The organism is Acinetobacter sp. ANC 4173 (assembly GCF_004331255.1).
Lineage (GTDB): Bacteria > Pseudomonadota > Gammaproteobacteria > Pseudomonadales > Moraxellaceae > Acinetobacter.
Genome location: NZ_SJOF01000015.1, coordinates 12731 through 34898 on the forward strand (window position 1 = coordinate 12731; position 22168 = coordinate 34898).

General features: G+C 38.0%; 20 protein-coding genes and 1 pseudogene. 6 read left to right on the top strand and 15 right to left on the bottom strand.

What is annotated here, in order from left to right:
* Positions 1-21 precede the first annotated feature (21 nt).
* Both ppc and E0H94_RS15250 read left to right on the top strand, forming a co-directional pair.
* Complete coding sequence (ppc, locus tag E0H94_RS15245) at positions 22-2706, top strand: phosphoenolpyruvate carboxylase (RefSeq protein ID WP_131327282.1); 2685 nt, start codon at positions 22-24, stop codon at positions 2704-2706.
* A 99-nt stretch (positions 2707-2805) separates the two neighbouring features.
* On the top strand, positions 2806-3948 hold the full coding sequence (locus E0H94_RS15250; protein ID WP_131327283.1) for a glycerate kinase: 1143 nt from the start codon (positions 2806-2808) through the stop codon (positions 3946-3948).
* A gap of 58 nt (positions 3949-4006) precedes the next feature.
* Here the strand turns inward: E0H94_RS15250 and E0H94_RS15255 are convergent, their stop codons facing one another.
* A complete protein-coding gene (locus E0H94_RS15255; protein ID WP_131327284.1) occupies positions 4007-4879 on the bottom strand; it encodes an AraC family transcriptional regulator in 873 nt (290 codons plus the stop codon).
* Between the two features lie 123 nt (positions 4880-5002).
* Between E0H94_RS15255 and E0H94_RS15260 the strand changes: the two genes are divergently transcribed.
* From E0H94_RS15260 to E0H94_RS15275, 4 genes and pseudogenes are all read left to right on the top strand, one after another.
* Entirely contained in the window at positions 5003-6283 is a 1281-nt protein-coding gene (locus E0H94_RS15260) for a sugar MFS transporter (protein WP_131327285.1), read from the top strand.
* 2 nt (positions 6284-6285) lie between these two features.
* Complete coding sequence (locus E0H94_RS15265) at positions 6286-7281, top strand: Gfo/Idh/MocA family protein (protein WP_131327286.1); 996 nt, start codon at positions 6286-6288, stop codon at positions 7279-7281.
* Positions 7282-7283: 2 nt separating this feature from the next.
* Positions 7284-8792, top strand: coding sequence for a GMC oxidoreductase (locus tag E0H94_RS15270; protein ID WP_131327287.1), 1509 nt, complete (start codon positions 7284-7286; stop codon positions 8790-8792).
* Between the two features lie 102 nt (positions 8793-8894).
* A pseudogene (locus E0H94_RS15275) lies at positions 8895-8993 on the top strand (IS5/IS1182 family transposase); the annotation flags it as partial.
* 499 nt (positions 8994-9492) lie between these two features.
* Here E0H94_RS15275 and ureC read toward each other — a convergent pair.
* The 14 genes from ureC to E0H94_RS15345 all read right to left on the bottom strand — a co-directional run bounded on the left by ureC (position 9493) and on the right by E0H94_RS15345 (position 22072).
* Complete coding sequence (gene ureC / locus E0H94_RS15280; protein ID WP_131327288.1) at positions 9493-11193, bottom strand: urease subunit alpha; 1701 nt, start codon at positions 11191-11193, stop codon at positions 9493-9495.
* Between the two features lie 42 nt (positions 11194-11235).
* Positions 11236-11544 carry an urease subunit beta gene (locus E0H94_RS15285; RefSeq protein WP_131327289.1) on the bottom strand — a complete coding sequence of 103 codons (309 nt, stop codon included), beginning with the start codon at positions 11542-11544 and terminating at the stop codon, positions 11236-11238.
* 21 nt (positions 11545-11565) lie between these two features.
* Complete coding sequence (gene ureA, locus E0H94_RS15290; protein WP_131327290.1) at positions 11566-11868, bottom strand: urease subunit gamma; 303 nt, start codon at positions 11866-11868, stop codon at positions 11566-11568.
* A gap of 98 nt (positions 11869-11966) precedes the next feature.
* The gene (locus tag E0H94_RS15295) at positions 11967-12845 is read right to left on the bottom strand and encodes an urease accessory protein UreD (RefSeq protein ID WP_131327291.1); all 879 of its coding nucleotides are present in this window, start codon (positions 12843-12845) and stop codon (positions 11967-11969) included.
* A 71-nt stretch (positions 12846-12916) separates the two neighbouring features.
* Positions 12917-13483 (bottom strand): HupE/UreJ family protein, encoded by a 567-nt coding sequence (locus tag E0H94_RS15300; protein ID WP_131327292.1) that lies wholly within the window; start codon positions 13481-13483, stop codon positions 12917-12919.
* Positions 13484-13497: 14 nt separating this feature from the next.
* Positions 13498-14112 carry an urease accessory protein UreG gene (gene ureG, locus E0H94_RS15305; protein WP_131327293.1) on the bottom strand — a complete coding sequence of 205 codons (615 nt, stop codon included), beginning with the start codon at positions 14110-14112 and terminating at the stop codon, positions 13498-13500.
* 18 nt (positions 14113-14130) lie between these two features.
* On the bottom strand, positions 14131-14796 hold the full coding sequence (locus E0H94_RS15310; RefSeq protein WP_131327294.1) for an urease accessory protein UreF: 666 nt from the start codon (positions 14794-14796) through the stop codon (positions 14131-14133).
* A complete protein-coding gene (ureE, locus tag E0H94_RS15315) occupies positions 14783-15265 on the bottom strand; it encodes an urease accessory protein UreE (RefSeq protein ID WP_131327295.1) in 483 nt (160 codons plus the stop codon). Before ureE ends, E0H94_RS15310 begins: the two co-directional genes overlap by 14 nt.
* A 584-nt stretch (positions 15266-15849) precedes the next feature.
* On the bottom strand, positions 15850-16812 hold the full coding sequence (gene puuE, locus E0H94_RS15320) for an allantoinase PuuE (RefSeq protein ID WP_131327296.1): 963 nt from the start codon (positions 16810-16812) through the stop codon (positions 15850-15852).
* Positions 16813-16954: 142 nt separating this feature from the next.
* Positions 16955-17449: an ureidoglycolate lyase gene (locus tag E0H94_RS15325; protein ID WP_131327297.1), complete on the bottom strand. Its 495-nt coding sequence runs from the start codon at positions 17447-17449 to the stop codon at positions 16955-16957.
* 5 nt (positions 17450-17454) lie between these two features.
* Positions 17455-18468 (bottom strand): allantoicase, encoded by a 1014-nt coding sequence (gene alc / locus E0H94_RS15330; protein WP_131327298.1) that lies wholly within the window; start codon positions 18466-18468, stop codon positions 17455-17457.
* Positions 18469-18636: 168 nt separating this feature from the next.
* Positions 18637-19335, bottom strand: coding sequence for an aspartate/glutamate racemase family protein (locus tag E0H94_RS15335; protein ID WP_131327299.1), 699 nt, complete (start codon positions 19333-19335; stop codon positions 18637-18639).
* A 104-nt stretch (positions 19336-19439) separates the two neighbouring features.
* Entirely contained in the window at positions 19440-20900 is a 1461-nt protein-coding gene (locus E0H94_RS15340; RefSeq protein WP_131327300.1) for an NCS1 family nucleobase:cation symporter-1, read from the bottom strand.
* 83 nt (positions 20901-20983) lie between these two features.
* Positions 20984-22072, bottom strand: a complete 1089-nt coding sequence (locus tag E0H94_RS15345) for a porin (RefSeq protein ID WP_227548656.1) — start codon at positions 22070-22072, stop codon at positions 20984-20986.
* Between the last annotated feature and the right edge of the window lie 96 nt (positions 22073-22168).

Sequence of the window (22168 nt, forward strand, 5' to 3'; positions counted from 1 at the left end):
CAGTAAAATTGGAAAGTAAAAATGATTCGACAAATTGATACATCCTTACGTGAAGATGTACGTCTATTAGGGAATCTTTTAGGCGAAACCCTACAACAACATGCAGGTGCAAGTTTATTCAACTTAGTTGAACAAATTCGTGCTTTAGCTAAAGCTGCTCGTGATGGCCAAGTTGAAGCTGAAAAAGAACTCGAAAATATATTTTTGAATCTAAAAGATGAAGAAATTTTACCTTTGACTCGAGCTTTCTCATATTTTTTAAACTTTGCCAATATTGCGGAGCAATATCATGTAGTCCGAAATCGTCGTCAAAGTGAATTCAATGAAGAAGGCCCCTCTCCTAATCCACTTGTATGTTTATTTGAAAAATTTAAAAAAAATAAAATTACTTCGAAACAGTTATTTGAACAAATATGTCAGCTAAAAATTGAATTAGTTTTAACTGCTCATCCAACAGAAGTTAGCCGACGAACATTGATTCAAAAATACGACAATATCAATGAAAGCTTATCTAAGTTGGACCAGCAAAAGTTAACCCCTAATGAACGTCAATCAATACTGAATGATTTAAAGCAATTAATTTGTTCAGCTTGGGAAACTGATGAAATTCGTCAGAATCGCCCAACTCCTATAGACGAGGCCAAATGGGGCTTTACCACTATTGAACAAACTCTATGGAATGCTGTACCTAAATTTATTCGTGAGCTAGATAGTCTCGTTTATAAAAACTGTGATTCACATTTACCGTTAAATATTTCTCCTATCCGATTTGCCTCTTGGATGGGTGGAGACCGAGATGGAAATCCTAATGTTACTCACACTATCACTCAAGAAGTACTTTGGCTCTCTCGCTGGCAGGCTGCTAGCCTTTACTTAAGAGATATTGAAGACCTTCGTTGGGATCTTTCACTCCAAGTTTGCTCAAAAGAATTAAGTGATGCATTAGGTAAATATCATCCTGAACCTTACCGAGAGTATTTAAGAGATACAAGAGAGCGAATTAAAGCCACTCTTCATTGGTTAAATCAGAAATTACAGGGTATTGATAGTGATGACAGTTTAGTCATTAAAAATAAAGATGAGCTATTAAAACCTTTACTCTTATGCCATCGATCTTTAATAGCGTGCAATTTACCTGAAATAGCCAATGGCAAATTACTAGACTTTATCTACCGAATTAATTGCTTTGGTATTGAACTACTTAAATTAGATATTCGCCAAGAATCTGGTCGCCATCGCCAGGCTATCTCGGCTATTACAGAATATTTAGGTCTAGGAAATTTTGAGTCTTGGACAGAAAAAGCACGTCAGAATTTCTTAATTCAGGAATTACAAAGTAAACGCCCTTTACTGCCAAAGTATTTAAAAAATTCAGATGACAGCTTGATTGAAAATCCTGATGTTAAAGAAGTGTTTGCTACTATGCGTATGCTTTCAGATCAACCTCCTGAAAGCTTAGGTGCCTATATTATTTCAATGGCAGAATATCCAAGTGATGTTTTAGCAGTCCTTCTTTTACAAAAGGAAGCTGGAATATTAAATCCTCTTCGAGTAGTTCCTTTATTCGAAACACTCAAAGATTTAGAGGGTTCTGCAAATACAATGGATACCTTGTTCAATATGCACTGGTACAAACAGCATATTAAAGGCAAGCATGAAGTTATGATCGGATATTCAGACTCAGCAAAAGATGCTGGATTTATGTCCGCTAATTGGGCTCAATATCGCGCTCAAGAAGAGCTTACAGATATAGCAAAAGCACATAACATTCAACTCACATTATTTCATGGACGTGGCGGTTCAATTAGCCGAGGTGGAGCACCCACACAACAGGCTTTATTCTCGCAACCCCCTGGCTCAATTTCAGGTGCAATACGTGTAACTGAACAAGGCGAAATGATTCGTTTTAAATTTGGTTTAGAAGGAATAGCTCTTCAGAACCTAGAGATTTATACAGCTGCCACATTAGAAGCAACCTTATTGCCTCCCCCTGTTCCAAAACAGGAATGGCGAGACTTGATGAATCAAATGACGGATATTTCAGTAAATGTCTACCGTAAGACAGTTCGAGAAAACCCTAATTTTGTTCAATACTTGAGAACAGTCACTCCAGAGTTAGAGTTACAAATGCTTCCTTTAGGTTCACGTCCTGCTAAACGTCGCGCTGGCGGAGGGATTGAATCTTTGCGTGCTATTCCATGGGTATTTGCATGGACACAAATTCGTTTAATGTTGCCAGCTTGGCTTGGAACAGGAGCAGCAATTAATGAAATCTTAAATGAGGATAAAAAATTTATCCTCGACGATATGCTTACTCACTGGCCTTATTTTCAAACTCTTATTGATATGTTGGAAATGGTATTGTCAAAAGCGGATTGTCATATTGCCCTCTATTATGAATCTCACTTAACAGATGATGAAAACTTAAAAGAACTCGGTAATGACTTACGACTTAGACTAAAGGAAGCTACCAAAACGCTACTATTAGTTAAAGGCGAATCTAAGTTATTAAGCACAAATGATGTATTAGATCAGTCAATGCAAGTTCGTAAACCTTATTTACTACCGTTGCATTTACTACAAGCTGAATTAATGAAACGTCGTCGTCGTTATTTGATGGAAGATAACTTAGAAAACACACCAGTAGATCAAGCATTAATGGTAAGTATTGCAGGTATCGCTGCTGGTTTACGAAATACAGGTTAAGCATCTGAAAATAAGAGCTTCTCTAGGTTGGATAGGCTCTTATTTTCACGAATCGAAATAAGTTTTTTCTTAAAACAAATTTGTGGTTAAAGAATAGTTATGAAAGTTATAATTGCACCAGACTCATTTAAAGATAGCTTATCTGCACATGGAATCGCAGAAGCTATTGCTTCAGGGTGGAAAAAAGTTTTTCCAGAAGCAGAAGTTATTACATGCCCTATGGCTGATGGCGGCGAAGGCTCTATTGAAGCAGTATTGGAAGTTTGTGCAGGTGAATGGCGTGAACAAACTGTGCATGGTCCTCTTGGCGAATCTGTAGTTGCTAAATGGGGTTGGTTAGAAACTGAAAAAATTGCTCTGATTGAAATGGCCCAAGCAAGTGGTATTCAATTAGTTAAGCCCTCTCAACGCGATGCATGTATTAGCAGTACATTCGGTACTGGTGAACTTATTCTTGCTGCATTAAATGCAGGTGCTGAAGAAATTGTTTTAACAGTCGGTGGTAGTGCGACAAATGATGCAGGAACAGGACTTTTATCTGCATTAGGTGCAAAATTTTTAGATGAAGATAATAATGTTCTTCAATCGGGGGGGCTTTCTCTTCAGAATTTAACAAGAATTGATCTCACCCATTTTGATCCGCGAATTAAGCAAACCAAATTTTTACTAGCAGCAGATGTAACCAACCCTTTATGTGGTGTGAATGGCGCATCCCATATTTTTGGTCCTCAAAAAGGTGCTACCCCTGAACAAGTCCTTTTATTAGATAATGCTCTTGCACATTTTGCCGATATTTCAGCCGCTTTATTAGGTTATGACAAAAGAAATGAACCAGGAACTGGAGCATCGGGTGGATTAGGCTATGCAGCTAAAGCATTTCTGAATGCTGAATTTAGATCAGGCGTAGAAGTTATTGCAGAATTAAATCACCTTTCCGATAAAATCAACGGTGCAAATTGGGTGATTACCGGTGAAGGAAAATTTGATGGGCAAACTTTAAATGGAAAGACACCATTTGGAGTAGCTAAAATAGCTAAAAATGCAAATGTTCCAGTTATTGTAATTGCTGGTACATTAGGTGAAAACTATCAAGAATTATATAAACATGGTATTACGGCAGCATTTTCTTTAACTTCAGGTCCTATAAATTTAGAAGATGCTTGCATTAATGCAGCAAACTTAATATTTGAACGAACAATTGATATTGCCCAACTAATAAAAACAAGCTCATTTATTAAATAATATATTCCAATAGAGTTACACAAAATAGTAGTGGAGCTCTATTAAATTAAATAAAACTTCAAATAAATTGATTTTTATAAGTCAACCGATATTCCCTCGGTGACATTTTTTTTAATTCTTTAAAATGTCTATTAAATAAGGACAAAGAAGAATAACCCACTTGCTCCGCTATAATAGAAATTGCTATATCCTTTTCTAAAATAAGCTCAGATGCATGATTAATCCTTAAGCTTATAATATAATCCATAGGTGTTTTTTTTAAGATTTTCTTAAAAGATCTATGAAAAGTAGCTGGGCTGACAAAACACATCTCTGCCAATTCTTCTATAGATATTTTATTACTGTAGTTTTTATCAATAAAATCAACAATATCTATAAATTTTTTAATCTTTTTATTGCCTTCAGAAGTGATATTCAATTTGTTCACATTCGAAATACTCATTTTTTCATCTTGTGAAAGAATTAAAAGAATATTAAGTAGAATCGGAGTTCGTTCACCCCAACCAAGTGTAGGTATTTTATGAAAATTATCTTTAACTTTACTTTTAGCTTCTTCACTAAATATCACAACATTATTTGACAATTTTAGCAAATTATTCAAAGGTCGCATTTCTGGAAAAATATCGATAACTTTTTGAATCCAATCAGCACTTACCCAAACAACTAATGCAACATGAGGCTCCATATTATTAAATTTCCCTAAAGACTTCCATGTATGAGAAATATTTGGCCCAACCATTACTAAGTCATTTTCATAATAATCACTAATATCACTGCCAATATATCTTTTACCATAACTATTTAAAGTTAAGGTGAACTCAAATTCTGGATGATGATGCCATTGGAAAGGTATTTCATCTTCCATTTTTCTATTTAAAAATGACCAAGACGAATATGGTTTTACAATAATTTTCTCATATTCTGATTTCATTATTGTACTCCACAAGATATTGCAATAATAGTATCATTTATTGACAAGTTAATACCTACTTAATATCAAAAAAAAACGACATCCTTGTTGCTCTCTCTTTAACATACCACGGAAAGGTATCAAATGAGTAATTCTACAATATTAAAGAACCAAGAATATCAACAGAATGTACAGAGTAATAACTCATTGAAGATAATGGTTTTTGCTTTGTTTTTTCTATTTGGGAGCATAACAAGCTTAAATGATGTTTTGATTCCCAAACTAAAAGATATCTTCCAGCTCACATATATGGAAGCTATGTTGGTTCAGTCAGCCTTTTTCTTTGCATACTTTGTTGCTTCAATTCCCGCTAGTAGATTAATTTATCGTTTTGGGTACATTCGTTCAGCAATCATTGGTCTTGCTGTCATGGGTATTGGTTGTTTAGCCTTTATTCCTGCCACTAAGATACTTATGTTTCCAGCTTTCTTATCAGCTTTGTTTATTCTTGCTGTTGGCGTAACCGTAATCCAAGTTGTCACAAATCCTTTACTAGCTCATTTAGGTAAAGCTGAGTCTGTTTCAAGTCGACTTACTTTAGGTCATGCATTTAATTCTCTAGGTACTACCGTCGCACCATATTTCGGCGCAATCATCATTTTAGGAAGTATTGCTACAGTTGATATTACGCAACTAAATGCCGCTGAAATGAGTGCTTACTTACAGAAGGAAGCTTCTGTTATTAGTAACGCATATACAGGCATTGCAATTGTTATTGGTTTATCTTGTATTCTGCTAGCGCGTTTTAGAAATTATGGTCCGAAAAGTATTATTTCAAAGGATCATAAAGGATTAACCTCATCTCTTCGTTTACTTAAATCTCCAAGATTTGCCTTAGGTTTCATTTGTCTTTTCTTATATGTTGGTGCTGAAGTTACTATCGGTAGTCTCCTTGTTAGTTACCTATCGCAATCAGACATCATGGATATCACAGCAGAACATGCTGGAAAGTTAGTTGCTTTTTACTGGGGTGGAGCAATGATTGCTCGCTTCTTATGTTCAGCATTGATGCGTGTTATTACACCTGCAAAATTACTAGCATTATTTTCCATAGCTGTAATGTCACTTTTATTTGCTAGTAGTTCTTTAAAGGGAGATATCTCAGGTATAGCAATTTTATCTGTTGGTTTCTTCAACTCTATTATGTTCCCAACAATTTTTTCTCTTGCTTCAAAACATTTAAGTGAAAGAGCTGCGGAAGGCTCTGGCATTTTATGCTGCGGTATTGTAGGCGGTGCAATTATCCCTCCTCTAACAGGTTATGTTGCAGATATGAGTTCGCTCAGTATGAGTTTATTTGTACCAATCGCTTGTTATCTTGGCATCTTAGTATTTAGCGTATTTTGTTCTAAACAGGGAGACTAACTATGAACTGGTTGTTAGTTGGTGCTAGTAATGTAGCGCACGAATGGATTGTTTCAGCTATTAGAAATGTAGGTGATGAGGTTACTACAATAGTAAGCGGCAACCTAGAACGTGCTAAAGATTTTGCCAATCAGCATGGTATTTCTAATTTTACAACAGATTTAAAACAAGCTCTTCAAAATGAAGAAATTGATGCAGTCTATATTTCAAGTGCAAATTCATTGCACTTTGAACAGGCAATTGCGGCACTGAAAGCAAAAAAGCATGTAATGTGTGAAAAGCCAATGGCTCTTAATATTTCTGATGCAAAAGCGATGATTTCGCAGGCTGAAATTAATGGCGTAGTTTTAGGAATCAATTACCATTTAAGAAATTCTGCATTAATAAAAAAAATGCGTGAACTTATTGCAGCTGGTTCAATTGGGGACGTGTTAACCATTAGATTTTGTCATGCTGTTTCTCTACCCGAAAAATTACAGGGCTGGAGAATTAATACTCCTTCTGAAGGAGGAGTAGTCTTAGATATTACAGTTCACGATATAGATACACTTCGCTTTCTTCTTGATGATGAACCTGTTTCTGTAAATGCCATGGCTCAAACAGGTCTTATCAGTCACAATAATGTCTCTGAAACTGTTATGGGAACAATCGAATTTGCTAAAGGAACTTTAGTTAGTTTTTTTGATTCATTTACTGCAAAACATTTTCAAACCAGTATTGATGTAATCGGGACTAAAGGAACTTTGTTAGCGCAAAATACACTCACCCAACAACCAGTTGGAACACTGCAACTCAATAATATTGATGGTTCTCAATCTATTAATATTGAACATGAGAATTTATATATTACTTCATTCGAAAAGTTTAAAAATGCTGTTGAAAATCATGGTCAACCTGCTGCAACTGGTTACGATGGCTTACGCTCTTTAGAGGTTTCTTTAGCGGTACAACAAGCTATTGCCAATAAAACTAATGTCTTAACAGTTGCAGGGGAATAAAAGTGTTTTCAAATAATCAGACTGATATTCTTATCATTGGGTCTGGCATTGGTGGTTCAACCATGGCTGCCGGGCTAGCATCTAGTGGCCTTAATATTCTTATTCTTGAATGTGGTGCCCAACTACCAGATTCTTTAGCAAATGCAGATCAAGATAAGATTTTTACTGAGCAATTCTTTAAACCCCAAGAAGAGTGGTTTGATAAAGATAAAAAACCTTTTAGACCAGGTAATTATTACTATGTTGGAGGAAACTCAAAATTCTTTGGTGCAGTTCTCGCTCGATATCGAAAGGAAGACTTTCTAGAAATGGAGCATGAAGGTGGTATTTCACCTGCATGGCCTGTTACCTATGAAGAGTTTGAACCATGGTATACCAAAGCAGAAGCTCTATTCAAAGTAAGAGGTGATGCTAGATTTGACCCAACTGAACCTTATCATTCAAAACCATATCCTTATAAAGCTATTGAGGATGAAAAGGCCATTAAAGTCGTAAAAGATAAATTAATCGCTAAGGGACTTAATCCTTATCCATTACCATTAGCAGTTGATATAGAACACTGGAAAAAAACTAGAAAAGTTCCATGGGATGCACATCCTCACTTTTTCAATGGAAAAATTGATGCTGAGACTGGTCCACTTACGCAAGCAATCCAATATCGGAATGTAAGATTACAAACAAATAGCAAGGTTTTACACCTAAAAACCTCTCCTACAACCAATCGTATTGAAGAAGTCATCTACTCTCTTAATGGTGAGCTTCAGTCAATTAAACCCAAACTTGTGATTCTATCAGCTGGTGCAATACATTCTGCTGCCCTCTTACTCCGTTCAAATAACTTACAGAATTCGAATGGATTAGCTAATAGCTCAGGTATGGTTGGAAGAAACTTTATGAATCATAATTGCTCAGCAATTATTGGTTTTAATCACAAATATACAAATGATGCTATTTACTCAAAAACTTTTGGTATCAATGACTTTTATTTAAATGATGGAGCTAAAGGTTTACCTTTAGGTAATATTCAATTGCTTGGTAAAGTTTCTGGAAAAATATTAAAGGCTAATATGCCTCTAATTCCTTCTTTAGCTTTGAATTATTTCAGTAAGCATAGTATAGACTTCTACGCTATGAGTGAGGATCTTCCTTCAGCCAACAATCGTGTTTTTGTCGAGGGAGACAAGATAAATTTAGTGTGGGAAAGAAATAACTGGGAAGCACATCAAAAGTTAGTTCATAAATTCAGTAATATTCTTAAAGAATGTGGCTTTTATTTAGTTCTTAATCAACCATTTGATAAGAGAACCCCTTCACATCAATGCGGGACAATTCGAATGGGGAATAACCCTAAAGATTCTCCTCTTGATTCTTACTGCCGGTCTTATGATCACGATAATTTATATGTAGTTGATGCTAGCTTCTTTCCTAGTTCAGCCGCAGTCAATCCTGCATTGACTATTGCTGCTCAAGCCTTAAGAGTATCCAACCACATCCTAAAATCATCTCTATAAAATATCATTATTGATTGATAACTCGTACTCTAAATAAGGAGTACGAGTGGCTTCACTTATCTTTAAGATTACTTTTCTATTTCTATTAAAGTTTTTGATATTAGGCATTTTTCAAGTCAAGTAAATGAGATACATGCCCGTATAGCCGGACTGAATAAATTTATGGAATTAGGCCGACCTCATACCCGAGTTGTAACTTAAATTTGAATAGAATGGGCTGGATTTAATTTTTAAATCTTTGTGCAACAAAGCCTAATTGATTTATAATGTTTTTATTTAAAGGATATACATTTTCAAAGCTTTCTTTAATACTTAAATAATTATTACATAGACATCAGAATAACTCTATTTTCTAGACTTTTTGATTGGGCATACAGCAAAGATAAGGATCAAACAGAACCCAAATATTTCACCTATTAATCAAAGATTGGTTGTAAGAAGACCAATGTATATTGGTCGTGCTATTCAATATACAGATCAAAATTGGTCATTTGAAATAACGTTTCTAAAAGAAAAAATGTTGAGAATCGCCCTGAAAAACATGCCTGTTTGTTAAAACAAGTTTGAGCATTCTAAATACTCATTCTTAGTAAATAGAATCATTAGCCAAAAATCCATGAAGAAATTTATTCACCTTATGGATTTAAGACTTTAAATATATGAGAGATTAGTTGACTGGCTTTGTAAGCACGATAACCAATTAAAATAAGAAATAACGCTGTGCCATTGGTAATACTTCTGCTGGCTCGCAAGTCAAATGTACACCATCTGCATATACTTCATAGATTTCCGGATCAACTTCCATCACAGGCGCATAGGTATTGAGTTTCATATCTGCTTTTGAAATATTTCGGGTGTTTTGACATGCTGAAATGATTTTCTTCAACCCTAATTTTTCAGCTACACCGTTATGAATTGCCGCCTGAGACAAGAAGGTAATACAGGTGTTATGCACACCACGCGCATTTGCCCCAAACATTGGACGATAATGCACAGGCTGAGGCGTTGGAATTGAGGCATTAATATCGCCCATTGGTGCAGCGGCAATCATACCGCCTTTAATAATCATTGCAGGTTTCACCCCAAAAAATGCAGGTTTCCACAACACCAAATCCGCCAGTTTACCTACTTCAACCGAACCCACCTCATGGCTCAAACCATGGGTAATCGCAGGGTTAATGGTATATTTAGCAATATAGCGTTTGACCCGATGGTTATCGCTATATGGCGTATCGCCTTCTAAAGGTCCACGTTGCACTTTCATTTTGTGGGCCGTTTGCCACGTCCGAATAATCACCTCACCCACACGTCCCATGGCCTGTGAATCGGATGACATCATGGAAATTGCCCCCAAATCCTGCAAAATATCCTCGGCAGCAATGGTTTCACGGCGAATCCGACTTTCAGCAAATGCTACATCTTCGGAAATTGCTGGGTCTAAATGGTGACAGACCATCAACATATCCAAATGCTCATCAATGGTATTGATGGTATATGGACGGGTCGGATTGGTTGAGGATGGCAAAACATTGGCTTGACCAATGGCTTTTAAAATATCAGGGGCATGTCCACCACCCGCACCTTCAGTATGATAGGTATGAATGGTGCGCTGTTTAAATGCCGCGAGTGTTTCTTCTAAAAAGCCACTCTCGTTTAAAGTATCGGTATGAATTGCCACTTGCACATCATATTCATCCGCGACAGTCAAGCAATTATCAATCGCTGCAGGTGTTGAACCCCAGTCTTCATGCAACTTTAAACCGACGACACCTGCTTCAATCTGCTCGCGAATCGGGTCAGGCAAACTCAAATTTCCTTTGCCTAACAAGCCTATATTCATGGGCATATCATCAATCGCTTGCAGCATGGTCGCAATATGCCAGGGTCCCGGTGTCACGGTGGTGGCCGATGTACCAGCCGCGGGCCCAGTTCCCCCACCAATCATGGTGGTTGTACCCGACATCAGTGCAGTTTCAACTTGTTGTGGACAAATCCAGTGAATGTGCGTATCGATTCCTCCTGCTGTGAGAATCTGTCCTTCACCCGCGATAACTTCGGTGGCTGCGCCTAAAGGAATGGTAATATCCGGCTGTATATCAGGATTTCCCGCCTTTCCGATTTTCCAAATACGGCCATTTTTCAGACCAACATCGGCTTTGACAATGCCCCACCAATCCACAATCAAGGCATTGGTAATGACAGTATCTGCGACATCCTCCGCCAATAATTGGGATTGCCCCATTCCATCTCGAATAACTTTCCCACCACCAAATTTAACTTCTTCACCATAAGTGGTCAGGTCTTGTTCGATTTCTATAAATAATTCAGTATCCGCCAAGCGAACCCGATCACCAACCGTGGGGCCAAACATTTCCGCATATGCGCGTCGTGACATTTTCATTTTGGATTACTCTAAATTCTTGAAAGATTTTTCTATCTCTACCTAGTCCAGTTTTCCCATCACTCGACCCGAAAAACCGTAAACTTCCCGCTTCCCCGCCAAAGCCACCAACTCCACATCTCGGCTTTGCCCCGGTTCAAAACGCACTGCGGTACCAGCCGCAATATTAAGGCGATAGCCCTTGGTCTGTTCACGTTCAAATAGCAATGCATCATTGGCTTCATAAAAATGGAAGTGCGAACCAATTTGAATCGGGCGATCTCCTGCATTGGCCACAGTAATTTTGAGAGTTTCGCGTCCAACATTTAAATCAATATCACGATCTGGCGTGATCACTTCACCTGGAATCATCGTCGTTCCTTACTTTTGTCATTACATGATAGGTTGATGAACAGTGACCAGTTTTGAACCATCTGGGAAGGTGGCTTCAACTTGGACTTCCTCAATCATTTCTGCAATACCATCCATTACATCGTTACGACTTAACAGAGTCGTCCCATAATGCATTAATTCACTTACACTCATACCGTCACGTGCACCTTCAAGCAAAGCCGCAGAGATATACGCAATCGCTTCGGGATAGTTCAATTTCAAACCACGGGCTTTACGACGCTCGGCAAGTAAACCCGCGGTAAAAATTAAAAGTTTGTCTTTCTCTGTTGGATTTAATTCCATATCTTTTGCCTTTCTTTGATATAGATGCCGCCCTTATGACTAGCACATCACCTGAATTACCTAAATGCTATTTTTATACCGTATTTTGCTGAATCACTCTAAGTTCTCCAAATACGAGGGAACTCTTCATCCAGATTGAACCAGTATCGCCTCAATTTTGCCCTAATCGCTGCAAAAGCATCATGACATTGCCGAACATCATTTCCCAAGAAGCGTGCACAAATCACATCATCCAACACAGTTAATGTGACCGGCACATCCATACGCATCATCAGCTCCCGGATTAGATCCAAGTGCTGCTCCAGATAAACACTGGCATGATATTGAGTAGGAGGAACTGCCCAGAAACTCCCCATGACAGATTGCCCATTCATGCCTAAACACGAGTTTAGCCAACGATCATTGCCCTTAAAACTCAAAGTATCTGCCACCAACAAGCTCTTATTACGGAACAATTTAAATTGGTTAATATAGGCACCTTGGCTAAATTTTTCTGCCCGCGCTTGTCGACCAATGACCAACATGTCCCAGCCAATAAAACTCGCCGCTTGATCCAAATGTATGATGGTTTCAGAATGCGCATTTGCTCCATCAAACAACATTGTTTCTTGCGGTAACCATTCAAAAATAGCATTACCATTCAAACTAATATTGATATGTTGATAAGCCTTTTTACCATTGGTTTTGTACCATTTCCCAGCACCTGGCGTGGTCACTAAAGCATGTGCCTGCTCATCGACAGACAAGTCAAAAGTTAAATGATCACCACCGGCAATTCCTGCAGGTGGATGCACGATGATCGCATGGCACACACCAGTTTTTTCTGGCCACAACATTTTTTGCACCCGCACAGGACCATAATGTTTGCGATGATGTAACACCGTACATTCAGGCTCTTTTTGCGCCTGAAAGCTGAGTTCTAACTTAGCAAACCATAATTGTGCATCAAGCGTCCGACTGAGCATTAAATCTTGCATTATTCCTCTTGTGCGACAAATACTAAATTTTGAGTTTTACTGTGTCAGCATTTAAAACGACATAAAAATCATTAAGCCAAGCCAATCAATGCAACTAATGCAGCGATGCCACCAATAATTTTCTTACCATTGGGTACGTATTTTTGCACCAAAGCGCCAAGTGCTAATCCAACTGCATAAATACACGACATTGCAACGACCATACCTAAAACCAGACCCATCACATGTCCAGATTGACTTAGTTCTATACCGTGTGCCATGCCATGGAAACTTGCGATAATAATGGTGGCTAATACAAATAAGCGACTGGCTTTGGTCCAAAGTGCGATAGCTAAAATTGACAACGAGAAAACAATGCCGTATTCCGCAATACTTGAGGAAAAAATGTTGAGTTGACCCAATGCAAAACCACTCACCATGGCAATCATCAAACCTACTAATCCAGCAAGTTTCCAACGTGTTGTCGCTGACCAAAGCAATACACCAAAAGCAATTGCCATCATTAAATGATCAAGGCCAGTAAAAGGATGAATAAAACCCGTCATAAAACTGTTCTGATGCTCATGGCCCGGATGTGCCATTGCCCACATAGGAAAAGCCGTAACCAAAGTAGCAAAAGTTCTTTTTAAATAAGTCATTACGTTTCCCCGAATCAGTTTTTAAATAGGCCTTGTTTTTCAATAAAAGAAATAATCAGTTCCACACCATCTTTGGTTTTCATATTGGTAAACAAGAATGGCTTTTCACCACGCATACGTTTGGCGTCTTGATCCATTACACTTAAATTTGCGCCCACCATTGGTGCCAAATCTGTTTTATTAATAATTAACAGATCCGATTTGGTAATCCCTGGACCACCTTTACGAGGAATCTTCTCACCGCCTGCTACATCAATGACATACAGGGTCAAATCGGAAAGCTCTGGGCTAAAAGTTGCGGCTAAATTGTCACCGCCACTTTCAATAATAATCAGTTCAAGCCCATCAAATTTTTCACATAAATCATCAATCGCTGCGAGGTTAATTGAAGCATCTTCGCGAATTGCAGTATGTGGGCAACCACCTGTTTCCACACCAACAATACGTTCTGGTGACATGGCTTCGTTACGGGTTAAAAAATTCGAATCTTCTTTGGTATAAATATCATTGGTCACCACTGCCATATTATATTTTTCACGTAAAGCCTGACATAAGTTCAAAGTCAATGCTGTTTTACCCGAACCCACTGGTCCACCAATTCCTACTCGTAACGGGCTACGTTGTGACATGATTTTTTCCTCTAACAATTATGATCTGAATAGTCTTGAATATTGAGTTTCGTGATGCATACTCAGCATGGCATATTGAGGCAAAGCACTACTAATCTCAGTATCTTTGAGCTTTAGTACACGGTTGATTGCTTCTGGGATCAAGCCATGTAAATGCCATAAAATACGCTGCCCACTCATCTGTCCCAGTGGAACTGTTTTTACTGCTGCCAAAACCTGATTCTCTAAAACAGTAAAAGTGTAGGCTGCGAGTACATCTGCTTCTTTTAAGCCCAAACTTCCACATAAATGCCCATATACAGGCAGAAAACCGAGATGTTTTTTGACTGTCACGGGTAGTTCTAAAACATCACGAATCCAAGCATTTAATGAAAATGCCAATTGTTTCGATTCTGCTAATAGTTCTTTACTCTCGCGACTGGCACGATAAAAGTTTGCCCAGTAATCAAACTGCTCAGCAGCATTAGTGAATTGCATTAATCGTTTCAGTACAGGCAATTCAAAACGTACCAAAAGCATTTCGAGTACTTCCTCGAAATAGACAATGCTGGACGCTTCATCATGAATAAATCCGCGATCAATTGCACTTTCTACACCTTGAGAATAACAATACGCCCCTATGGGTAAGGCTGTAGATGACAGCGTTAATAGGCTTAATAGTTGTGCAGGGTTATTGATGGACATGGTGTAAGCTCTTAATCGGGCTTAAACGATGGTCATGCTGGTGTTGTGCATACGCACCACTTTCAGGCTCAAAAGTATGTTCAACTAATGTGACTTCTAGTCCCAAACCGACAACCATTTCTGCCAACACATGATCTGGTTCAAAATACAATGCTGTTGGCGTCAACATGAGTGGTACATGACGATTGCCCAGATGATATGCAGCTTTTAGCAAATCGAACTCATGTTGCGCTGAAACTTTCATCAGTTTTTCAGCTTTTGCTTCAATCTTTAAAATATTACCGTTCTCAGTTGCAATATATGATCCACTACGCAAAATACCTGTACGAGGTAAATCTGCACCAATATCAACCCCGTTTTTTAAATTTGCACGAAAACGGCTCTTTTGACGTGTATCAAAATTCAGCTCAATGATGTCAAAGCTACAATCTTTTGTAACTGCTTCTAATCGTTGAGTATAAATTTCCATTTTCTCCACCCTCAATTTAGCCTTATGTTATTTTTGAGCCAAAATGATTCAAAAATTGATTCCTGTATGCAAAATCGCACCACAATATACATATAAGCAATTTTTGAACCAACTTTTAATTCCTAATATAAATCAAAATTTTTCAGGGTGAAATTAAACCCTAATCATTTGATTTAAAATAAAAAATAAACCTTTGAGTTGCATTGTTAAAGTATCTTTTGACACTAGTACCATTATCTAGTTTCATTTTTCACTCAATTGCATGGTCTACCATCACTCACCTAGACAAATATAGTCCACCTGATTTGCCTCTACAGCAAAAAGAATATTCGTAAAGCAATATCTTTTATTGATATCGAGAGCATAATCATCAGCATCCTATGCTTGATCTCAATGAAAAGACGCCATTCCCGATCCATCTAAAAATTTCCACTTCATTTCCTAGAAACTTTGCATAGATAGCATTTGGGATGTTATTGCAAAGGCTAATTATTTCTAAACGTAGAATTAAAATCGAGGAAACTTTCAGAATCATGGTTTATAAAAAAGAAACTTTTATTCTAAATTAAACTCTAATCGAACTCTTATGGCGCATGGTGCTGATACCAGTGCTCAGCAATATCACCACGTCGGCAAATCCAGACTTTATCGTGAGATTGAATATAATCTAAAAATTTTTGCAATGCTTTAAAGCGTCCAGGTCGTCCTAAAATTCGACAATGCATGCCTATCGATAACATTTTCGGAGATGTTTCTCCTTCTGCATATAGCACATCAAAGGCATCCTTTAAATATTGGTAAAATTGCTCTCCACTGTTAAATCCCCCGGGTGAGCTGAACTTCATATCATTGCTTTCTAAGGTATAAGGAATAATTAAGTGTGGACGACTGTTGCCTGTAGCATTCGTCAGTGAACTCCAAAATGGCAAGTCGTCACCATAATTATCACTATCATATTTAATTTGTGGAAATTCGGCTAATAACTGACGGGTATTAGGACTATCCCGACCTGTATACCAACCAATAGGTGCTTGCCCAAATAAAGCTTCCAACACACTAATGGCTTGATCCATATATTGGCGTTCTAGCTCAATTGGCATGTCTTGATAATGAATCCAACGCTGACCGTGTGAAACCACATCATAATTCGCTTCTTTGATGGCTTGTACAATATAGGGATTGCGAATTAAAGCCATGCCCACACCAAAAATCGTCATGGGTAAATTACGCTTTTTGAACTCCTGATGAATACGCCAGAATCCTGCACGTGACCCATATTCATACATGGAATCCATCGACATATGTTTGTCTGGAAAACTTGCAGACCCAATGATTTCCGATAAGAACTGCTCAGAACCAGCATCACCATGTTCTATATGGTTTTCACCACCTTCTTCATAATTCAGTACAAACTGAACTGCAATACGAGCTCCATTTGGCCATTCTACTTTAGGTGGTTCACCATGATAGCCAGTCAAATCTCGTGAATACGGTGCATTCTGAATGTGGTCGATAAGTTCTTGACCACGTAAATAATCTTGTGTCACTTTTATTTCCTAGGAAGATAGATAAAATGCTATTTCTATCGCTAAAGACTACGTTTTTATATCCTGCAATTTGGTTGTATTGCAGGATTTTTATACAGTAAATCCAATACTCTAAGCATCAGAACTAAGGTTTAAATCTTAATTATTCTGACCCTACACAAAGCATGTTTTCGAATTGATATACATCACAGTTCTGGCTTACCCCTATACGATCTACGACGATGAATTCACTAGGTGCTTCTAGGGTAATAAGCGGGTGATGCCAAGTTCCTGCATGATAATTAACGCCTTGATTACCATCAGTAATAAAAGCTTTAATTTTATTCAGATCAGGCATGTCTTTATCTAAACTTTCCGCGACAACAATCACAAACTTCTGCCCATGCATGGCTACAAATGCTTGCGAGCCGAGCGGATGTCTTTCAAGCATCGAAATCTCGATAGGAAACTGACTTGCCTTGATATTCTTGAAAATACTCATGCCGACTTTTGCATCTGATTGTATTTCTGCCAAGTCATGATAGCGTTCTGTATATTGTTCATTAATATAAAAAAAATCATTCCCCTTCGTCATGAGCACATCGCCAAAGAGTTTGAAATTTTCAGCAGTTAATGGCTGTATTTGAATTTTATTCATGTCATTTACACTGTAGTCGTGACTTTACCCCATAAACGAATACGACTAATGCCACCATCTGGGATCATGTTGATTCGAATATGTGAGATTTTCTCATGTGCTAAAACTTGATCAATGTAGCTATGTACGTGATCCATTTGCATGTCTTGGGCTTCGAGTAAAAATGGCCAAAACATACTTTGCGGTATCAATTGAGGGTCGGTCGCGTCTTTCACATATACAGCTTGGATAGAAACTTGTGCAGGAAAGTTCCCTTTAAAGTGTGCCGTATCGATTTCAATTTTTTGAATGTTACCAGTTTGACCTAATGCCAATACACACCAATCGAAACCGGGTTCACGGCGGCGCTTAGTTTCCCAGCCATCCCCCATGTTTACGCCTCTCCCTGGGTTAATCAGATTACGTGGATGTCCAAAATGTGCATCACTATAAGCAATTACACGCCCACCATTTTCTAGTGCGAGTAAATCCAACGTTTGTCCACTATCTTTGATTTGAATTTGTACTTCTCCATAAATTCGTAAACGGGCTATACCCCCATCAGGAAAGATATTCAAACGAATATGGGTAAACACCTGTTCTGATTCAATATTAAAAATGTGATGCTGACTGGAACCCAGAATACTATTAGGTAAAAGGTTTTGCCATTCGACCTGCTCAAGGTCATCACTAAGGGCGTAGCATGCTTCAAGTGCAGCTGATGCAGGATAATTGCCTGTAAAGAATGTGGTATCAATATCTAAACCGCGAATTTTTCCGGCTACTCCCAGTTTAACAATACACCAATCATACCCAGCATGGCGTTTACGGCGTGTCTCCCATCCGTCCATCCATTTACCATGATCATCAAACTTATCTTCTACAAAAACTGGTGCATTTGCATTTAACATCCGTTTTGCTTCTGCAAAAAAATCATCAGAGCAATCTATAACTTTTGCTCCTATTCTTTCATCAGCTAGATTTGTATACTTCTGTAAATATGGAGGGATTTCAAAAATTGGTGCATGTAAAGTTGCCATATGTTTTCCAAACTAAAAATGATATCTATAAAATATATTGAGTATCAAAATTACAATTCGCTCTTTGGGTGAAGCGGAATGTCATTTAATAACGTGAATATGCTTGATAATTAAACCCATGTAATACATATACATTTACTGTCTTTAAATTCTAAAAATGGTTAAGCCTTACTTTTGAGTTGGATAGTCATAATCCCCCCATTTGCTCGTACGAAGTCCTAAACCATGAAGTGCTTCTATTAATTTAACCGCAGCTGTAACCCCATCAATCACTGGAATTTTTAGCTCTTGGGAGATTCGTTCAACATGTTTGGACATTCCACCACAACCTAAAACAATGGCACCAATTCCATCATTTTGTTTCGCGAACAAGCACATCTGAAGTAACTTTTCATAGGTTTCTGTTTCATTCGTTTCAAGATCAAGTACCGGTAAATCGATACAGTGGATTTTTTCACATTTATGTGTATATCCATATTGGTGTAAAAGATGTTCAGCAATGATTTTGGTACGTTTAAGCGTCGTTACAATAGAGAACTTTGTTGCAATTAAAGTTGCCATGTGGAAAGCAGCTTCTGCTATGCCAATGACTGGAGCATCCGTTAACTCTCTAGCGGCATCTAAACCAGGGTCTCCAAAACATGCAATGATATGACCATCGACTTGTTGAGCCTGCCCTTGTTTAATCAAATCTAATAAATGAAAGGATGCAATCGCTTCATCATAGTGTCCTTCTATTGACGCAACACCTTGAGTTGGAGAAACCGCGATAATTTCTGTCAATTTAGCGGCAACGTTTCTTGCACTTTCCGCAATAGATTGTGTCATTTCCAGACTAGTATTTGGATTAATGACTTGAATACGCATAATTAACCTTTGATATTTCATAATTCAATTGAGAAATCTATCAAGCGAATAGATTCGTTTTAACAGTTAACCCCGCTAATGACTTAACGGGGTTAAATTGAGTCTTAATTTATTGATTTAGAGTATTTGACGGGTATTCTCATACTAATCACACTATAAGTGAGTAGCCCTAAGAACATTCCAATAAACCAACTAAAATTTGCAAGTACATGCCATTGCGGAAGTAACACACATAGAATTGGAATAATTGCTGATGGAATCAAGGCATAAATTGCGTTGTAGTTATATCCATTTTTATACCAATAGTTGCCTTTGCTATCTAATGTATAAAGATCATCTACGACAATATTTTGCTTCTTAACAAAGTAGTAATCCGCAATCAAAATACCAAATAACGGACCAATAAAAGCACCTAAGATATCAATCGTATAGTGGATAACTTCAGGATTATTAAATAGGTTCCAAGGTGTGATGAAAATAGAGCCGACTGCTGCAATCATCCCACCCATACGCCAGCTGATTTTACTTGGAGAGACATTTGAAAAATCAAATGCTGGAGAGACAAAGTTCGCGACAATGTTAATTCCAACCGTAGCAATCATGAGCGTTAAGCTACCTAGGATCACCACAAAGTTATTATCCAATTTACCGACCATCTCAACTGGATCAGTAATTAATTTGCCATAAATAGGTAAAGTCGCGGCAATACAAACAACAGTTAATAATGAGAAACCAAGGAAGTTAACTGGTAGACCTAGAAAATTTCCGAACTTGACGGCTTCAAATGATTTGCCATAACGAGAAAAGTCACCAAAATTTAATACTGGTCCAGAAAAGTAAGAAACAACAATTGCGATAGCACCAATCATTACTGGTAACACATCTAAACCTTCGTACTTCACACCACCCAGATTAAGATCAATATTCTCCCATCCCGCTTCATATACCAACCATGCTGCCATCGCGAACATGACCACATAAACAGCCGGTCCAGCCCAATCAATAAATTTACGAATACTGTTCATACCCGACCAGAACACGACTGCTTGCAACACCCAAAGCAGCATAAAACCAATCCAGCCTAAATATGAAAGTCCTAAGAAACCATACTGCTTCACATCAGCATATATCGCCATTTCAGGAAAGAATTTAAGGATAACCAGAATAAATGCACTAGATGCTAAATAGGTTTGAATCCCATACCAAGCAACTGCAATAAGTCCTCGAATAACAGCGGGGATGTTTGCCCCCAAAACACCAAAAGTTGCACGACAGATAACAGGAAATGGAGTACTGGTCTTTTGACTTGGTTTGGCAATCAAATTGGCAAAGAACTGTACAATGACAATACCAATTAATAAGGAGACTAGAACTTGCCAACTATTTAAACCTAATGCGAACAAACTACCAGCTGTTACATACCCACCAACACTGTGTACATCAGACATCCAAAAGGCAAAAATATTATATGAGCCCCAAGTCTGAGTTTTAAGTGGTGCTAAATCCTGATTGGTTAAAGCGGGGTCATAACCTGGCTTAATCAATGCTTCTGAGTTGTTATCCATTGTGATCTCTCACTCTAAATTCATTAAATTCGTGTTACGAGCTTCGCTGGATATGCTCTAAGCTCGTCGTCTTTGTTTTGTGTCTAGAATGTCAGTCTCATGCCCAAAGCCAATGAAAGTTGATCCTGATCTGCATAACCACCACCTGGGAGTGTTGAATCAGTGTTTACTAAACTTTCACTTGAGCCATCATCATTTTTCAGATAAGCAAGGTTTGCGACTAAGCTAAGAGGTTTACGTAGTTGATAAATTGCCAGCGCTCTATAGACCATCGCATCATGTTCAAATGTTGTATTTTTCTTATAGATCACATCGCCTGATACGGTGAGTTTCGGGGTAAAGTTGTAATCAACCCCAACTTCAGAAGCCCAAGCCTTTTGTTCAGCTGAGTTGCTTGCAATCGCTGCGTATTGACCCGCTCCTGTAATATCTGCGTATGCAAATCCTAAACGGGTTGTAAGTTGGTCAAATGTATACTTTGAAGCTAAGGTGGTTAATCTATAATGATTGTCTGTATCATGTGCTTCATGATCTTCATAGGCTGCGCCTAACATTAATTTTGCTGTTGTATATTTCGCTGCACCAGAGAAAATCTGCCCGTGCGTATTTTTCGTAGAGTCATCATCTGTGGCATATAAAGCACCAAACTGCCAACCATTCAGTTCAGGCGAAGAATACTTAAAAGTATTACTGTAAATTTCACTTACAGCATCAAACTCAGACAGTTTAAAGATGGCACCTGAGTTATAACCGCCTTTAAATACACTACCCACAAACCAATCATCGTTAAACGTCCATTGTTTTCCGACACTTAATGAACCATATGGTGTTTTGAGACCCGCATATGCATTTCGATCAAAAAGCTCACCGTCTTTGTTTTGTTCACCTTTTGAAGGTTTAAAACCAGACTGCAAATTAAAGAAGGCTTGATAATCCTCATCAATTTTATAGTTTCCACTAAAACCAATGTTAGAGACACCCAGAATACTATCCACTGCTTCAGTCTTGGTTTTGGTTCCACCCTTCACGTTTGTAACTGTTGCAATACCAGTATCAATCAAACCGCTAATTTTTACATTGACACTATCTGTGTTGAATTCTACCCCTGCATGACAAATACCTGTACAAGAGGCCATCATTCCAAACAAGATTCTTTTCTTAACTCGCAGCATAAGTCGTTCCCAAAAAATGACTCACAAAGTTCAGCCAAATTGTTAATAATATAATTCAATATTGTGCACAATCAATGTAAAGCAAATTTTGAGCCA

What these genes read in the sequence shown, in the direction of transcription:
- E0H94_RS15285 (WP_131327289.1), bottom strand. Translation starts at nt 11,544, where the DNA reads ATGATTCCAGGTGAAGTGATCACGCCAGATCGTGATATTGATTTAAAT.
- ppc (WP_131327282.1), top strand. Translation starts at nt 22, where the DNA reads ATGATTCGACAAATTGATACATCCTTACGTGAAGATGTACGTCTATTA.
- E0H94_RS15255 (WP_131327284.1), bottom strand. Translation starts at nt 4,879, where the DNA reads ATGAAATCAGAATATGAGAAAATTATTGTAAAACCATATTCGTCTTGG.
- E0H94_RS15310 (WP_131327294.1), bottom strand. Translation starts at nt 14,796, where the DNA reads ATGTCCATCAATAACCCTGCACAACTATTAAGCCTATTAACGCTGTCA.
- ureA (WP_131327290.1), bottom strand. Translation starts at nt 11,868, where the DNA reads ATGGAATTAAATCCAACAGAGAAAGACAAACTTTTAATTTTTACCGCG.
- E0H94_RS15345 (WP_227548656.1), bottom strand. Translation starts at nt 22,072, where the DNA reads ATGCTGCGAGTTAAGAAAAGAATCTTGTTTGGAATGATGGCCTCTTGT.
- ureC (WP_131327288.1), bottom strand. Translation starts at nt 11,193, where the DNA reads ATGAAAATGTCACGACGCGCATATGCGGAAATGTTTGGCCCCACGGTT.
- ureE (WP_131327295.1), bottom strand. Translation starts at nt 15,265, where the DNA reads ATGGAAATTTATACTCAACGATTAGAAGCAGTTACAAAAGATTGTAGC.
- alc (WP_131327298.1), bottom strand. Translation starts at nt 18,468, where the DNA reads ATGGCAACTTTACATGCACCAATTTTTGAAATCCCTCCATATTTACAG.
- E0H94_RS15260 (WP_131327285.1), top strand. Translation starts at nt 5,003, where the DNA reads ATGAGTAATTCTACAATATTAAAGAACCAAGAATATCAACAGAATGTA.
- E0H94_RS15325 (WP_131327297.1), bottom strand. Translation starts at nt 17,449, where the DNA reads ATGAATAAAATTCAAATACAGCCATTAACTGCTGAAAATTTCAAACTC.
- E0H94_RS15295 (WP_131327291.1), bottom strand. Translation starts at nt 12,845, where the DNA reads ATGCAAGATTTAATGCTCAGTCGGACGCTTGATGCACAATTATGGTTT.
- E0H94_RS15335 (WP_131327299.1), bottom strand. Translation starts at nt 19,335, where the DNA reads ATGCGTATTCAAGTCATTAATCCAAATACTAGTCTGGAAATGACACAA.
- E0H94_RS15300 (WP_131327292.1), bottom strand. Translation starts at nt 13,483, where the DNA reads ATGACTTATTTAAAAAGAACTTTTGCTACTTTGGTTACGGCTTTTCCT.
- ureG (WP_131327293.1), bottom strand. Translation starts at nt 14,112, where the DNA reads ATGTCACAACGTAGCCCGTTACGAGTAGGAATTGGTGGACCAGTGGGT.
- E0H94_RS15250 (WP_131327283.1), top strand. Translation starts at nt 2,806, where the DNA reads ATGAAAGTTATAATTGCACCAGACTCATTTAAAGATAGCTTATCTGCA.
- E0H94_RS15265 (WP_131327286.1), top strand. Translation starts at nt 6,286, where the DNA reads ATGAACTGGTTGTTAGTTGGTGCTAGTAATGTAGCGCACGAATGGATT.
- E0H94_RS15340 (WP_131327300.1), bottom strand. Translation starts at nt 20,900, where the DNA reads ATGGATAACAACTCAGAAGCATTGATTAAGCCAGGTTATGACCCCGCT.